Source organism: Blastomonas sp. AAP53, from assembly GCF_000331245.1.
Lineage (GTDB): Bacteria > Pseudomonadota > Alphaproteobacteria > Sphingomonadales > Sphingomonadaceae > Blastomonas.
The window spans coordinates 234,382-248,403 of the sequence record NZ_ANFZ01000006.1; the positions used below are offsets into that span (position 1 = coordinate 234,382).

At 63.3% G+C, this 14,022-nt stretch carries 16 protein-coding genes; 10 read left to right on the forward strand and 6 right to left on the reverse strand.

All coding sequences use genetic code 11. From position 1 onward, the window contains the following. Positions 1–119: 119 nt before the first annotated feature. From glmM to D618_RS0104080, 4 genes are all read left to right on the forward strand, one after another. On the forward strand, positions 120–1,463 hold the full coding sequence (gene glmM, locus D618_RS0104065) for a phosphoglucosamine mutase (protein WP_017670216.1): 1,344 nt from the start codon (positions 120–122) through the stop codon (positions 1,461–1,463). Further along, on the forward strand, positions 1,463–1,693 hold the full coding sequence (locus D618_RS0104070; RefSeq protein WP_017670217.1) for a DUF1272 domain-containing protein: 231 nt from the start codon (positions 1,463–1,465) through the stop codon (positions 1,691–1,693). The genes glmM and D618_RS0104070 overlap by 1 nt, the downstream gene beginning before the upstream one ends. 110 nt (positions 1,694–1,803) lie before the next feature. Next, positions 1,804–2,949, forward strand: coding sequence for a bifunctional hydroxymethylpyrimidine kinase/phosphomethylpyrimidine kinase (gene thiD / locus D618_RS0104075; protein ID WP_026091267.1), 1,146 nt, complete (start codon positions 1,804–1,806; stop codon positions 2,947–2,949). A gap of 112 nt (positions 2,950–3,061) precedes the next feature. Beyond that, a complete protein-coding gene (locus D618_RS0104080; protein WP_017670219.1) occupies positions 3,062–3,685 on the forward strand; it encodes a superoxide dismutase in 624 nt (207 codons plus the stop codon). A 106-nt stretch (positions 3,686–3,791) separates the two neighbouring features. Here the strand turns inward: D618_RS0104080 and D618_RS19640 are convergent, their stop codons facing one another. The 6 genes from D618_RS19640 to D618_RS0104105 form a co-directional block, all read right to left on the reverse strand. Next, complete coding sequence (locus D618_RS19640; protein ID WP_152414524.1) at positions 3,792–4,088, reverse strand: hypothetical protein; 297 nt, start codon at positions 4,086–4,088, stop codon at positions 3,792–3,794. Positions 4,089–4,156: 68 nt separating this feature from the next. Then, positions 4,157–4,801: an inner membrane-spanning protein YciB gene (locus tag D618_RS0104085; RefSeq protein WP_017670220.1), complete on the reverse strand. Its 645-nt coding sequence runs from the start codon at positions 4,799–4,801 to the stop codon at positions 4,157–4,159. Further along, the gene (gene ftsY, locus D618_RS0104090; protein WP_017670221.1) at positions 4,798–5,724 is read right to left on the reverse strand and encodes a signal recognition particle-docking protein FtsY; all 927 of its coding nucleotides are present in this window, start codon (positions 5,722–5,724) and stop codon (positions 4,798–4,800) included. The genes D618_RS0104085 and ftsY overlap by 4 nt, the downstream gene beginning before the upstream one ends. Further along, positions 5,721–7,124 (reverse strand): tRNA (N(6)-L-threonylcarbamoyladenosine(37)-C(2))-methylthiotransferase MtaB, encoded by a 1,404-nt coding sequence (gene mtaB / locus D618_RS0104095; RefSeq protein WP_017670222.1) that lies wholly within the window; start codon positions 7,122–7,124, stop codon positions 5,721–5,723. Before mtaB ends, ftsY begins: the two co-directional genes overlap by 4 nt. A gap of 5 nt (positions 7,125–7,129) precedes the next feature. Then, the gene (gene dapF, locus D618_RS0104100) at positions 7,130–7,924 is read right to left on the reverse strand and encodes a diaminopimelate epimerase (RefSeq protein ID WP_017670223.1); all 795 of its coding nucleotides are present in this window, start codon (positions 7,922–7,924) and stop codon (positions 7,130–7,132) included. A gap of 41 nt (positions 7,925–7,965) precedes the next feature. Beyond that, entirely contained in the window at positions 7,966–9,657 is a 1,692-nt protein-coding gene (locus D618_RS0104105; RefSeq protein WP_017670224.1) for an EAL domain-containing protein, read from the reverse strand. A gap of 417 nt (positions 9,658–10,074) precedes the next feature. Between D618_RS0104105 and ffh the strand changes: the two genes are divergently transcribed. From ffh to trmD, 6 genes are all read left to right on the forward strand, one after another. Further along, complete coding sequence (ffh, locus tag D618_RS0104110; protein ID WP_017670225.1) at positions 10,075–11,565, forward strand: signal recognition particle protein; 1,491 nt, start codon at positions 10,075–10,077, stop codon at positions 11,563–11,565. Between the two features lie 35 nt (positions 11,566–11,600). After that, on the forward strand, positions 11,601–12,050 hold the full coding sequence (gene rpsP, locus D618_RS0104115; protein WP_017670226.1) for a 30S ribosomal protein S16: 450 nt from the start codon (positions 11,601–11,603) through the stop codon (positions 12,048–12,050). A gap of 90 nt (positions 12,051–12,140) precedes the next feature. Next, positions 12,141–12,614 (forward strand): ribosome maturation factor RimM, encoded by a 474-nt coding sequence (gene rimM / locus D618_RS0104120; protein ID WP_017670227.1) that lies wholly within the window; start codon positions 12,141–12,143, stop codon positions 12,612–12,614. A 31-nt stretch (positions 12,615–12,645) separates the two neighbouring features. Then, positions 12,646–12,921: a hypothetical protein gene (locus tag D618_RS0104125; protein ID WP_017670228.1), complete on the forward strand. Its 276-nt coding sequence runs from the start codon at positions 12,646–12,648 to the stop codon at positions 12,919–12,921. Continuing rightward, entirely contained in the window at positions 12,918–13,292 is a 375-nt protein-coding gene (locus tag D618_RS0104130; protein WP_017670229.1) for a type II toxin-antitoxin system VapC family toxin, read from the forward strand. The genes D618_RS0104125 and D618_RS0104130 overlap by 4 nt, the downstream gene beginning before the upstream one ends. Beyond that, positions 13,289–14,020 carry a tRNA (guanosine(37)-N1)-methyltransferase TrmD gene (gene trmD, locus D618_RS0104135; protein ID WP_017670230.1) on the forward strand — a complete coding sequence of 244 codons (732 nt, stop codon included), beginning with the start codon at positions 13,289–13,291 and terminating at the stop codon, positions 14,018–14,020. Before D618_RS0104130 ends, trmD begins: the two co-directional genes overlap by 4 nt. Positions 14,021–14,022: the final 2 nt, after the last annotated feature.

Consider the following 14,022-nt stretch of genomic DNA (forward strand, 5'->3'; position numbering starts at 1 on the left):
GCGGCGCAGATTTTCCGTGGTTCTTTACCCCATTGTGTCACCATAGATGTGCGCGGATGGCTGGCAAGCGGCAACGCAATCGGTTACGTGCACTACCCGGCAATTGGGGAAGAATATTCGTGACACGCAAGTTTTTCGGAACAGACGGCATACGCGGCCGCACCAACAGTGGTTTCATGACCGCCGCGATGGCGATGGCCGTCGGCCAGGCGGCAGGCGCGCACTTTCTGCGCGGCACGCACAAGCATCGCGTGGTGATCGGCAAGGACACCCGGCTTTCCGGATACATGATGGAGAACGCGCTTGTCGCGGGCTTTACCAGCGTGGGCATGGATGTGGTGCTGGTCGGGCCGATGCCGACACCTGCGGTGGCAATGCTCACCCGGTCGATGCGCGCCGACCTGGGCGTGATGATCTCTGCCAGCCACAACCCGTTTCAGGACAATGGCATCAAGCTGTTCGGCCCCGACGGCTTCAAGCTGTCTGACGATGACGAGATGCGGATCGAGGCGCTGCTGGAGGCGGGCGAGCCCAAGCTGGCGGAATCCGAATCGATCGGCCGGGCCCGGCGGATCGAGGATGCGCGCGGCCGTTACATCCATGCGGTCAAGGAATCGCTGCCCGACCGGGTGCGGCTGGACGGCCTCAAGATCGTGATCGATTGCGCGCATGGCGCCGCCTACCAGGTCGCACCCTCGGCCTTCTGGGAGCTGGGCGCGGAGGTGATCGCCATCGGCGTCACCCCCAATGGTCTCAACATCAACGATCGCGTCGGATCGACGCATGTCGAGACACTGCAGGAGCGCGTTGTCGCATCGGGCGCAGATATCGGCATCGCGCTGGATGGCGATGCCGATCGGCTGATTGTGGTCGATGAAAAGGGCGCGCTTGTCGATGGCGACCAGATCATGGCGCTGATCGGCGGCAGCTGGGCGCGGCAGGGTCGGCTGCGCGGCGGCGGTGTGGTCGCGACTGTGATGTCGAACCTGGGGCTGGAGCGTTACCTGAAGGCGCAGGGGCTTGACCTGATCCGCACCAAGGTGGGTGACCGCTATGTGCTCGGCGCGATGCGGGCGGGCGGATACAATGTCGGCGGCGAGCAGTCGGGGCACATGATCCTGCTTGATCATGCCACCACCGGCGACGGCACGGTTGCCGCGCTGCAGGTGCTGGCCGAGCTGGTGCGCGAGGGCAAGCCGGCGAGCGAACTGCTCCACCTGTTCGATCCGGTGCCGCAGCTGCTGAAGAATGTGCGCTTTGCTGGCGGAAAGCCGCTGGAGAACCATCGCGTGCAGCAGGTGATCGCAGACAGCGAGGACGAACTGCGCGGCAAGGGGCGGCTGGTGATCCGGCCATCGGGCACCGAACCTGTGATCCGCGTGATGGCCGAAGGCGACGATGCCGCGCAGGTCGAGGCGGTGGTGGATCGCATCTGCGCGGTCGTTGCAGAGGTCGCGCTCTGATGCTGGAAATGCGCCCCGATTGCGAACGCTGCGGCGCCGATACGCCTGCCGAGGCCCCCGGCGCGTTCATCTGTTCGTTCGAATGCACCTTCTGCGCCGAATGCAGCGAAGCGCTGGACGACATCTGCCCCAATTGCGGCGGCGAACTGGTCGACCGCCCGGTGCGTCCGAAGAAGCTGCTGGCCAAGTTTCCGGGATCGGCCGTGCGGAAGTTCACGCAGCATGGGTGAGCACATCCTCCGCACGTCGCTCCGTTTGTCCCGAGCGAAGTCGAGGGACGTATGCGCAACGGTAGCGCGCGCGTCCCTCGACTTCGCTCGGGAATGCGGGAGAGGTTAGCGTGCCTAGAGTTACCCGCATCCTAACCATCGCAGGCTCGGATTCCGGCGGTGGCGCGGGCATCCAGGCGGATATCAAGACGATCACGATGCTGGGCGGGCATGCGATGACCGCGATTACCGCGATCACCGCGCAGAATTCGCGCGGGGTTGATGCGGTGCAGGTGCTGGGGGCCGACATGGTCATCGCGCAGATCGATGCGGTGGCGCGCGACTTCGGGCTGGATGCGATCAAGATCGGCATGCTGGGTTCGCCCGCGGTTGCCGAGGCGCTTGCGGACTGGCTGGCGGGGCAGGGCGGCGTGCCCGTAGTGTTCGATCCGGTGATGATCGCGTCAAGCGGCGCGGTGCTGGCCGATGCTGCCACCATCGCGGCCTTCCGGCGGCTGATGGCCTGCGCGACGCTGGTCACGCCCAACCTGCCCGAACTCGATGCGCTGGGCGGCGAGGCGGCGGTGCTCGACCTGGCGCCGGCGCTGCTGATCAAGGGCGGGCATGCCGGGGGCGACACCGTCACCGACCGGCTGGTGACCCACGCAGGCGAAATTGGGCGCTGGGACGATCCGCGCATCGACAGCCCGCACAGCCATGGCACCGGCTGCACGCTCTCAAGCGCCATCGCGACGTTGCTGGGGCAGGGCGTTCCGCTCGAGCAGGCGGTGGAGCGTGCGCGGACCTTTGTACGGCTGGCGTTGCGCGATGCCCCGGCGTTCGTCGCCAGCAACGGCCCGATGGGGCACCATAGCGTGCGCAACGATGCGCTGAGCCCCGGCTGGCACCTCAATCAGATCACGCTGGGCGCAACCGATTATGCCGCCTCGGTGACCTTCTACCGCGCTTTGGGCCTGCGCCAGATCGTCGACAGCCCGGATAACTATTATGCCCGGTTCGAGGCGGATAATGGCGCGACGCTCTCTATCCATGTCGGCGAGGATGCAGGCGGAGCAGTGGCCTATCTCGAATGCGCCGATCTCGACGCGCGCGTCTCGGCGCTGGCATCGGAGGGGTTCGCTTTCGACCAGATGCCGCAGGACGAAAGCTGGGGCTGGCGCGAGGCGCGGCTCAGCGATCCGGCGGGCAATGTGCTGTGCCTGTATTTCGGCGGCGAGAACCGGCGCTATCCGCCGTGGCGCATCGCAACCGATTGAGCCACGCGCCGTAATTGCTGCAACCCCTTACGCTTTGGCCCTTTACCCGCAATGGCAATTGCCCATATGCGTTTCGGCAACAGATTATCCGTTCCCAAACAGGAGATGACCCATGGCTTTCGTCCTTCCCGCACTTCCCTTCGACAAGACCGCCTTTGGCGACATCATGTCGGCTGAAACCTTCGATTATCACCATGGCAAGCACCACAATGCCTATGTCGGCAAGGCAAACGACATGGTGAAGGGCACGGACCTCGAAGGCGCGAGCCTCTCCAAGGTCATCGTCGCCGCGAAGGACAAGGGCAACAAGGGCCTGTTCAACAACGCCGCGCAGATCTGGAACCACACCTTCTTCTGGCATTGCCTCAGCCCCGAAGCACAGACGATCCCCGGCTCGCTCGAAGAGCGCATCAATGCCGATTTCGGTTCGGTCGCCGACATGAAGGACAAGCTGAAGGCAGAGGCCGTCGGCCATTTTGGCAGCGGCTGGGCGTGGCTGGTGCTGAACGGCGACAAGCTGGAAATCACCTCGCTGCACGACGCGGATTCGCCGGTCGCGCACGAAGGCATGAAGCCGCTGCTGACGCTCGATGTGTGGGAACACGCCTATTACATCGACTACCGCAACGCGCGCCCCGATTACCTGTCGACCGTGCTCGACAAGGCGATCAACTGGGAATTCGTCGCGCAGAACCTCGACGGCAAGGGCACTGAGCGGGCTGACCAGGAGGGTTGATAGGTTGTGATAAAACTCCGTCCTTCGCAATTAGCCGAGGGACGGAGCGTCACAATCAATATCGATTTCACGGTCAATGTAATCTGATCACACAGATTATTTGCTTTTAACTCCTGCGGGTATCTAGAATTTTATTGCAAATAGCCGCGCCATATTCATTGCCCGCTTTCTTTATGTTCTGCCATTCATCTGAAGTAAATTCTGTTTCATCGTATTCGGCATACTCTCTAAGCCCGAAGTATGTCGAGAACACGATAACCGATCCATTTTCCTGTGTTTTGGTTTTACAAGCTACTGTCCTACCATCCCGTCTTTTGCCGTAGACATAGAAACCTACTGCATTCGGATTGCCAAATGCCCCGTATTTAGCCAAGAAACGAACGTTTCTAATATCGCTTCTCATTTTTGCTTCCTAAGCAAGTCTCAATTATCATCTCAACGTAGCTGGGTCATCGTTTGCAATCAACGAGACTATTCTCCCTTTGTCCCCTCGATCGCCAGACCATGCTTCATCAGCATCGGGATCTGGCTCATCGCGAAGAGGAACGACAGCGCGGTGACGCCCCAGACCTTGACCGTCAGCCAGGTCTCGAAATCGAGGCTGTAGCGCAGGCCTTCGTTGATCAGCGCCATGCCTGCGAAGAACAGGCCCCAGTTGCGCGACAGCTTCATCCAGCCGGTTTCGTTCAGCCCGTCATAGGCGGCCTGCAGCAGATAGCGCAGCAGCGGGCGGCCGGTCATCCAGCCGCCGAGCAGCAGCACCGCAAAGGCGGTGTAGATGATCGTCGGCTTGATCTGGATGAAGCTTTCGTCATTGAAATACACCGTCAGCGCGCCGAAGCCGACGACCAGCACGGCGGACAGCCACAGCATCGGCGAGACGCGGCCGAGCTTCCATTTCGAGACTGCCACCGCCACCAGGATCGCGGCCATGAACGCCAGCGTGCCGTTGATCGCGGCGCGGGTCGAGGCGAGCGCGGCGCCGTCGCTCTGGGTGAGCTTGAACACCGCGAAGAAGATCAGCAGCGGGCCGAAATCGAGCAGCAGCGGCAGGAAGCTGCTCTCTGATTTCTTCGGCGCGGCAACGGCGGCGCTCTGGGGCAGTTCTTCGCTCATTTCGCTCCTCCGGCGATCACATGCGCCAGATATTCGGGGTCAAAGGGCCTGAGGTCATCGATGGTTTCACCGACGCCGATGGCATGAATGGGAAGGCCGAACTTTTCCGCCGCCGCGACCAGAATGCCGCCGCGCGCGGTGCCATCGAGCTTGGTCATCACCAGACCTGTAACGCCGGCGACCTCCTTGAAGGTCTCGATCTGCGACAGGGCGTTCTGCCCATTGGTCGCATCGAGCACCAGCACGACATCGTGCGGCGCTGCCGGGTTGAGGCGGCCCAGAACGCGGCGGATCTTGGACAGCTCGTCCATCAGCTCGCGCTTGTTCTGCAACCGGCCTGCGGTGTCTACGATCAGAACATCGATGCCCGTCGCCGTCGCCTGCTTGACCGCGTCGAACACGATGCCCGCCGCATCGCCGCCTTCCTTGCCGCTGATGATCGGGATGCCCAGCCGTTCGGCCCAGACCTTGAGCTGGCCGATCGCCGCTGCGCGGAAGGTATCGCCTGCCGCCAGCATCACGCCATAATCCTGTTCCTGGAACAGGTGCGCGAGCTTGGCGATGGTCGTTGTCTTGCCCGACCCGTTGACGCCGATCACCAGGATCACCTGCGGGCGCGGGAAGGCGATGATGTCGAGCGGTTCAGCGACATTGCGCAGCGACTTGGCGATCTCCTCGCCGACGATCGCGCGCAATCCGTCCTCGTCCAGTCCGCGCTCGAACCGTCCTTCGGAAAGCCGCGCGCGCACCTTGCCCGCCATCTGCGGCCCCAGATCGCTGACGATCAGCGCCTCCTCGATCTCGTCGAGCTGGTCCTCATCAAGCCGCGACTTTGTGACCAGCCCGGTGATGTTCTGGGTCAGCTTGTCGGACGTCTTGCGAAAGCCGCCCAGCAGGCGCTCGCTCCAGCTGCCCTCGCTCATATTCTTATCTCCGCTGTCAGCGTGTCGCCATCCTGCCCTGTGATCGTCACTGGCACGATCCTTCCGATATGGGAAGGATGCGCCTCTGGCAAAGCGATGCGCACAAAGTTTTCGCCATGGCCGGTGCGCCCGTCGCGCTCGACCAGCAGGTTCTGGTGGGTGCCGACCAGCGAGCCGCGCCAGCGATGGGCGCGGGCCGAGGCTGCCGCGCGCATTTCGGCGGCGCGCGCCTTGACCAGGGCGCGATCGAGCTGCGGCATCCGCGCGGCGGGCGTTCCGGTCCTGGCTGAGAAGGGGAAGATATGGCCGTGGACGACATCGCAGGCATCGAGGATCGAGAGGTTCTGCGCGTGCATCGCGTCATCCTCGGTGGGGAAACCCGCGATCAGGTCTGCGCCGATGGCGATGTCGGGCCGCTTCGCCTTCATCCGCTCGACCAGCGTGATGGCCTGGGCGCGGCTGTGGCGGCGCTTCATCCGCTTGAGGATCATGTCGTCACCCGACTGCAGCGACAGGTGTACGTGCGGCATGATGCGGGGTTCGCCGGTGATCAGGTCGAACAACCGGTCGTCCACCTCAACCCCGTCGAGCGAGGACAGGCGCAGGCGTTGCAGCGCTGGCACGAGCTTGAGAATACGTTCGACCAGCATGCCCAATGTGGGCGATCCGGGCAGGTCGGGGCCATAGCTGGTGACGTCCACCCCGGTCAGCACGACCTCGGCATAGCCGCGCTCGACCAATGCGCGCACCGCATCGACGACCGCGCCTGCGGGGACCGAGCGGCTGTTTCCGCGGCCATAGGGGATGATGCAGAAGGTGCAGCGATGGTCGCAGCCGTTCTGCACCTCGACAAACGCGCGGGCATGTTCGGCAAAGCTGGTGACCATGTGCGGCGCGGTCTGGCGCACGGCCATGATGTCGGAGACCTTCACCCGGTCACCAACATCTCCGAGTTCCCGAGCGAAGTCGAGGGACGTTTCGCTGCCCTCGCGCGCACGTCCCTCGACTTCAGCAAATGGCTGAAGTTTATCCTGAGTGACGCCGACAGGCGGCGTCGAAGGGCTCGGGACAGACGGAAAGGGGAAGAAAGCTGGGAGCAACTTCTCCACATTCCCCAGCACCCGGTCGACCTCGGGCATCGCGGCGAACATCGCAGGGTCGGTCTGCGCCGCGCAGCCGGTGACGATGACCTGCGCGTCGGGCCGCGCCTTGCGGGCCTTGCGGATGGCCTGGCGGGTCTGGCGCACCGCCTCGTTGGTGACCGCGCAGCTGTTGATGACGATCACGTCGTCGCGCCCCGCGAGCAGCCCGCGCATCGCCTCGCCCTCGGCAATGTTGAGGCGGCAGCCCATCGAGATGATCTCGGGGCCGGTCGGGGCAGGGGCAGGCAATGCGGACATGATCGTCAGAGGTCGATCTCGCCGGTGAAGACGTGGCTTGCGGGCCCTGCCATGCGGACGGTGCTGCCGGGCTGCCAGTCGATGGTGAGTGTGCCGCCGGGAAGATGCACCGCCACCGGGCCCGTCACCAGCTTGCGCCGGATCGCGGCCACGGCGGTGGCGCACGCGCCTGTGCCGCAAGCCAAGGTCAGGCCCGCACCGCGTTCCCACACGCGCAGATGGATGCCATCGTCGGCGATCTGCGCGACATTGACGTTGACGCGTTCGGGAAACAGCGGGTCCTGCTCGATCAGCGGCCCCAGCCGGTCGAGTTCGACCGCGTGGGCATCGGCCACGAAGAAGATGACATGCGGGTTGCCCATGTTGACCGCCGCAGGGTCGGTCAGATGCTCCCAGCCTACCGGCATGGTCAGCGTATCCATCGGATAGGCCAGCGGGATCGCATCCCAATCCAGCGCGGGCAGGCCCATGTCGATGGTCACTGCGTTCTCACCCAGCTGGCCCTGCAACAGGCCTGCCCCGGTCGCGATCGTCACATCGCGTCCGGCCAGCGCAACCACGCAGCGCGTGGCATTGCCGCAGGCACTGACCTCGCTGCCGTCATGGTTGAAGATCTGCATGAAGAAATCGGCATTCTGCGCGGGGCGCATCACGATCAGCTGATCGCAGCCGATGCCGAGGTGGCGGTCGGCAAGCGCGCGCACCTGATCAGCCGTCAGTGAAAGATCCTGGTCGCGGGCGTCGAAAACGACAAAGTCATTGCCGAGCCCATGCATCTTGTGAAAGCGAAGTTGCGCCATGGCGGCGCTTTATACGCTGGGTCGGCGCTTGTTAAGCGCTATCACTCGCCGCGTGCGGCGCGCAGCTGCGGTTCGGTCATGATGACAGGCTCGTCCTGCGCTGAAGTCTGCTGCTGCGCCCAGCCCAGGCCCAGCAGGTTGCGATCCGCCAGCAGGCGGCGTGTCTGCTCGACCGACAGGGGCTGACCAAAGTGGAAGCCTTGGCCCTTGGCGCAACCAATCTCGGTCAGGTGGGCGATCAGATCGCCATCTTCGATGCCCTCGGCGGTGATCGGCAGCCCCATGGATGCACCCAGCATCGCGATGGTCTGAACGATGGCGCGGCTTTCCTTGCTCTCGTTCATCGATGTGACGAAGCTGCGGTCGATCTTGATCCGGTCGAACGGCAGCGCGCGCAGATGCGCCAGCGAGCTGTAGCCGGTGCCGAAATCGTCGAGTGCAACGCGCACGCCCTGGTTCTTGAGGCTGCCGATGATCGACTGGGCCAGGCCCATGTTCTCGAACAGGCAGCTTTCGGTGATCTCGATTTCCAGTCGGCTGGCGGGGAATCCGGTTTCGACCAGCAGCTTGACGATCTTCTGCGCCAGCCACGGATCGCGCAGTTGCACCGGCGAGATGTTGACCGAAATGGTCAGGCTCTGGTCCCAGCCACGCGCATCTTCCATCGCCTGGCGGATGACGCAGGCGGAAAGGTCGCCGATCATGCCGGTGTCTTCGGCAATCGGGATGAAGATGTCCGGCGCAATCTGGCCCAGCTCGGGCGAGTTCCAGCGGGCGAGCACTTCGAAGCCGATCAATGTGCCGGTGGCAAGGTCGATCTGCTGTTCGTAAAAGGGTACGAACTCGCCGCGCCCGATGCCGATGCGCATCCCCGATTCGATCTTGTTGCGGAACTGGACTTCGCTTTCCATGCGCGGGTCGAACCAGCAATAGCGGTTACGGCCGTGCTTCTTGCTCGCATACATCGCGATGTCGGCACGGCGCATCAGCACATCGAGGCTGTTGTCGCACAGGTCGGCACGGGCCACGCCGATCGACGCGGTCACGGTGAGTTCGGCATCGCCGTTGCTGGCAGGTCCGGCAATCGGCTTGCTGACCTGTTCGATCAGGTCTTCGGCCACGCGCTGAACCGTTTCAGGGAAGTCGGCGTCGAAGATGAAGGTGCAGGCAAATTCATCGCCGCCCAATCGCGCGACATGGCTGTTGGGGGGCATGGTGCCCTTGAGCCGCCGCGCGACTTCGACAAGAACCTTGTCGCCCGCATCATGGCCTTGGATATCATTGATATTCTTGAAGTTGTCGAGGTCGAGCATCAGGTACGCGACCGTCATGTCGCGCCGCGCTGCCTGGGCGATCAGGCTGGCGGTGGCCTCGCCGATCGCGCGCCGGTTGAGGCATCCGGTCAGCGGGTCGGTGACGGCGAGCGTCTTGGCCTGTTCTTCGGCGCTCTTGTGGTGGGCGATCTCGCGGTGGAGCGCACTGTAACGCCGCCAGCCGAAGATGATTAGCGCGATGTTCAACAGCAGCGCGGTCACTGCGATATTGTCTGGCGAGACGGCGGCGCCGTAATAGCGGCCGATCACATCGGGCAGCACGCTGCCTGCCGTGCCGACGAACATCAGGATGGCTGCGGTCATGATGCCGCCTGCGACGAAATCCCGCCCCCGAACGGCGCGACCGGTCAACTGGTCGGTGCGGCTGTTGCTGCTGCTGGCGGTGTTTTCATGAAGCACTATTCATCCCCTCAACCGGCGTGAGGCAACCGGTCGAATGGCGAGAGACTAGGTCACGAGCGTTAAAAGAGTGTTTATGCTGAAACCATCATTATGGGGGGAAGTTCAGCTTTGCTGCGGGTTACGGTGGTAAACCACCAGTTAATGGCGTGGTCCGGCCATTCCTGGCAGGGTGCCCAGGCAAGCGGGGCTTGCCAGCGACAGTCGATTGCGCTAGGGGCCGCATCAGCTTTTTGCGCAGACCCTGTGCAACGGGCATCCAGTTCAGCCGCCAAGGACCGCAATGCCGGTTCAAGTGCGCGCCGGTCGGCGAGGTTTCGCCCACCGGCGTTTTGTGCGTTTGGCGCAACATGGGCGGGGTGTTCTTGATCGGGGCTGCATGGGCATCCATGTGGGCGAACAGAAGGAGAAGCGGATATGTTCGATAATCTGACTGATCGCCTTGGTGGCGTGTTCGACAAGCTGCGCGGTCGTGGCGCGCTGAAGGAAGAGGACGTCCGCTCGGCGATGCGCGAGGTCCGCATCGCGCTGCTCGAGGCCGATGTCGCGCTGCCCGTTGTCCGCGATTTCATCAATACCGTCACCGAACAGGCCGTGGGCCAGTCGGTGCTCAAGTCGGTCGCGCCGGGCCAGCAGGTGGTCAAGATCGTCAACGACGCGCTGACCGAGATGCTGGGCTCCGAAGCCAGCGATCTCGATCTGGCCGTCGCCCCGCCCGCCGTCATCATGATGGTCGGTCTGCAGGGTTCGGGCAAAACCACCAGCACCGCCAAGATCGCCAAGCTGCTCAAGGAAAAGCACGGCAAGAAGGTCATGATGGCCTCGTTGGACGTGCAGCGTCCCGCCGCGCAGGAACAGCTCAAGGTGCTGGGCGAGCAGATCAATGTCGCCACGCTGCCGATCGTCGCGGGCCAGATGCCGGTCGATATCGCGCGGCGTGCGCTGCAATCGGCCAAGCTGCAGTCGTTCGATGTCGTGATGCTCGATACCGCAGGCCGCCTGCATGTCGACCAGCAGCTGATGGACGAAATGAAGGCGGTCGCTACCGAAGCGACGCCGAAGGAAATCCTGCTCGTCGTCGATTCGCTGACTGGCCAGGACGCGGTCAACGTCGCGCAGAACTTCTCCGAGCAGGTGCCGCTGACCGGCGTCGTGCTGACCCGCATGGATGGCGATGCGCGCGGCGGTGCTGCCCTTTCGATGCGCGCGGTTACCGGGCGCCCGATCAAGTTCGTCGGCATGGGCGAAAAGATGGACGCGATCGAGCCGTTCCATCCGGGCCGGGTCGCAGGCCGCATCCTGGGCATGGGCGATGTCGTCAGCCTGGTCGAAAAGGCCGCAGCGACCGTCGAGAAGGAAGACGCCGACAAGCTCGCCGCCAAGATGTCCAAGGGTCAGTTCGACATGAACGACCTGCGCACCCAGCTGCGCCAGATGACCAAGATGGGCGGAATCGGTGCGCTGGCCGGCATGATGCCTGGCATGAAGAAGGCCAAGGCCGCGATGAGCGCCAGCGGCGTCGACGACAAGGTGCTGGTGCATATGGACGCCATCATCGGATCGATGACTCCCAAGGAGCGCGACAAGCCTGCATTGCTCAACGCCAAGCGCAAGATCCGCATCGCCAAGGGATCGGGCACCACCGTTCAGGACGTCAACCGGGTGATCAAGATGCATCAGGAGATGGAAGGCGCGATGAAGAAGATCCGCAAGATGGGCGGATTGAAGGGCCTGGCCGCGATGTTCGGCGGCGGCGGAGGCGGCGGCGGTCCTCTGGGCGGCGGCAAGATGCCGAACGAGGATGACATTGCCGGGCTGCTGGGCGGCGGTGGCAAGGGCATGTCCGGCGGCTTGCCGGGTCTGCCCAACGGGCTTCCCCCCGGATTTCAGAATTTCAAGAAAAAGTAATTTAAGTTCAAGTATCTCAGAAAGGTAAGGTTCACATGTCGATTTCCATGCGTCTGTCGCGCGGCGGTTCCAAGAAGCGCCCGTATTACAAGATCGTCGTCGCCAACAGCCGCGCGCCGCGCGACGGCAAGTATCTTGAGCAGATCGGCGTCTACAACCCGCTGCTCGCCAAGGATTCGGGCGAGCGCGTCAAGATCAACGAAGAGCGTGCGAAGCACTGGCTCTCGGTCGGCGCACAGCCCACCGATCGCGTTGCCCGTTTCCTCGATGTCGCCGGCATCAAGGAGCGCAAGGCTACCGTGAACCCCAAGAAGGGCGAACCAGGCGAAAAGGCCAAGGAACGCGCTGAGGAAAAGGCGGCCAAGATCGCTGAAGCCGAAGAAGCCGCTCGCGCTGCTGAAGAAGCCAAGAACGCACCGGCCGAAGAGCCTGCTGCTGAAGAAGCACCCGCTGAAGAAGCCGCTGCTGAGCAGGCTGAAGGCTGAAGATGAAAAGCCCCTCCCTTTCGGGGGAAGGGTTTGGAGTGGGGCCTGCGGTTGCAGGTCCCCGCTTGCTCTCCGATGATGGGTACACGCATGTCTGACCGCCCGATAACCCTGGCCGTCATCATCGGCGCGCATGGCATCACCGGCGAAGTCCGCTTGAAGCTGTTTGGCTCGGGCCTGGACGGCGTAAAGGCGCACAAGAGCTTCAACCTTGGCGCGCTGACGCTCAAGACGCTGCGTCCGCAAAAGGACGGTGGCATCGCGCGCTTTGCCGAGATCACCGACCGCAACGCCGCCGAAGCCGCACGCGGCACCGAACTCACGGTGCCACGCTCTGCGCTCCCGCCCTTGGGCGAGGGCGAATATTACCACGCGGACATGGTCGGTTTGCCCGTGGTGTCCGAAACCGGCGAGCCTTTGGGCACCGTCCGCGGGATCGAGGATTTCGGCGCGGGCGACCTGCTCGATATCGCCAAAGCCGACGGCAAGACCTTCATGGTCCCGGTCGCCGCCGCCGATATCGGCGAGGACCGCATCGCGATTGACCCCGTCTGGGCCGAATAGTATATACATCGCGTATATACAGGAGGCCGTGATGGGCAAGGAATACCGCGCAAAGAGCTTCAAGTCGGGCAATTCCGTCGCCATCCGCATGCCTGCGGCACTGGGGATCGAACCCGATCGGGAGTGGACGATCACCGAACAGAATGGCGAATATGTCGTTCGGGAAATCGGCGCGCCAAGGCGCAAGTTCAATATCGATAAGGTGGCGGGGTCAGCGACCAACCTCAAACCGATCAAACCCGAGGACAGGGTGTTTGAAGAGCGGCCGCTGCGGTGGGATCTATTGGGCGGCAGTGACGGTTCATGAAATACCTGCTCGACAGTAACGTCATCATTGCCCTGACGATGAACGCAGACGATCGTGTTGTCGGTCGCGCCGGTGAGTGTTTTGAGGGGGACATCGTCACGTCCGCCATCGCGATCGCCGAGGTTGCGCTCGGATCGGTTCGGGGAAAGCCCCCTGGGTTCGCTCAACTGCAAGCATTTCTCGAGGAAGTACCGGTTTTGGCCTTCGATATCGCCGCAGCCCGCGCCTATGCCGCGTTGCCGTTCAAGCGTCGCAGCTATGACCGGCTGATTGCTGCACAGGCATTGTCTCAGAATCTTATTATGGTCACAGACAATGAGAAGGATTTCGTCGACATCCCCGGCCTCAAGGTCGAGAACTGGACCCAATGACCTTCGCAGCTCAAATCCTCACGCTCTACCCCGAGATGTTCCCCGGACCGCTCGGCCAGAGCATTGCCGGGCGCGCGCTGGCCGAGGGGCGCTGGTCGCTGGACGCCATCCAGATCCGCGACTTTGCCACCGACAAGCACCGCAGCGTCGATGATACGCCCGCAGGTGGCGGGGCAGGGATGGTGCTGCGCGCCGATGTGCTGGCGAGCGCGGTCGATCATGCACTCGAGCGCTCGCCAAACGCGCCGGTGATCGCGATGACGCCGCGTGGTGCACCGCTCACTCAGGCGCGGGTACGGCAGTTTGCCGATGGTCCGGGAGTGACGATCCTGTGCGGACGATTCGAGGGGTTTGACGAGCGCCTGTTCGAGGCGCGGCCGATCGAGGAGATTTCGATCGGCGATTACGTGCTTTCGGGCGGAGAAACCGGGGCTTTGGTGCTGCTTGACGCTTGCGTTCGGCTGCTCCCCGATGTAATGGGCGCCTCTTCCAGCGGAGACGAAGAATCGTTCGAGAACGGTTTGCTCGAATATCCGCACTACACCCGACCTCAAATCTGGGAAGGGCGTGCGATCCCCGAAGTGCTGCGATCGGGGGATCACGCGAAAATCCGGGCATGGCGTGACAGCCAGGCTGCGGAGATAACACGGCTAAGGCGGCCGGATCTTTGGGAGCGCCATGGGGGCACTCCGGATCAGTCGCCCTCTGGTGCGCGGCGAAAAAGATAGGA

Coding starts and splice junctions, on each gene's coding strand:
- D618_RS19640 (WP_152414524.1), bottom strand. CDS start 4,088: ATGAGAAGCGATATTAGAAACGTTCGTTTCTTGGCTAAATACGGGGCA.
- ftsY (WP_017670221.1), bottom strand. CDS start 5,724: ATGAGCGAGGGCAGCTGGAGCGAGCGCCTGCTGGGCGGCTTTCGCAAG.
- D618_RS0104125 (WP_017670228.1), top strand. CDS start 12,646: ATGGGCAAGGAATACCGCGCAAAGAGCTTCAAGTCGGGCAATTCCGTC.
- rimM (WP_017670227.1), top strand. CDS start 12,141: ATGTCTGACCGCCCGATAACCCTGGCCGTCATCATCGGCGCGCATGGC.
- D618_RS0104085 (WP_017670220.1), bottom strand. CDS start 4,801: ATGAGCGAAGAACTGCCCCAGAGCGCCGCCGTTGCCGCGCCGAAGAAA.
- mtaB (WP_017670222.1), bottom strand. CDS start 7,124: ATGTCCGCATTGCCTGCCCCTGCCCCGACCGGCCCCGAGATCATCTCG.
- ffh (WP_017670225.1), top strand. CDS start 10,075: ATGTTCGATAATCTGACTGATCGCCTTGGTGGCGTGTTCGACAAGCTG.
- rpsP (WP_017670226.1), top strand. CDS start 11,601: ATGTCGATTTCCATGCGTCTGTCGCGCGGCGGTTCCAAGAAGCGCCCG.
- D618_RS0104080 (WP_017670219.1), top strand. CDS start 3,062: ATGGCTTTCGTCCTTCCCGCACTTCCCTTCGACAAGACCGCCTTTGGC.
- D618_RS0104070 (WP_017670217.1), top strand. CDS start 1,463: ATGCTGGAAATGCGCCCCGATTGCGAACGCTGCGGCGCCGATACGCCT.
- dapF (WP_017670223.1), bottom strand. CDS start 7,924: ATGGCGCAACTTCGCTTTCACAAGATGCATGGGCTCGGCAATGACTTT.
- D618_RS0104130 (WP_017670229.1), top strand. CDS start 12,918: ATGAAATACCTGCTCGACAGTAACGTCATCATTGCCCTGACGATGAAC.
- trmD (WP_017670230.1), top strand. CDS start 13,289: ATGACCTTCGCAGCTCAAATCCTCACGCTCTACCCCGAGATGTTCCCC.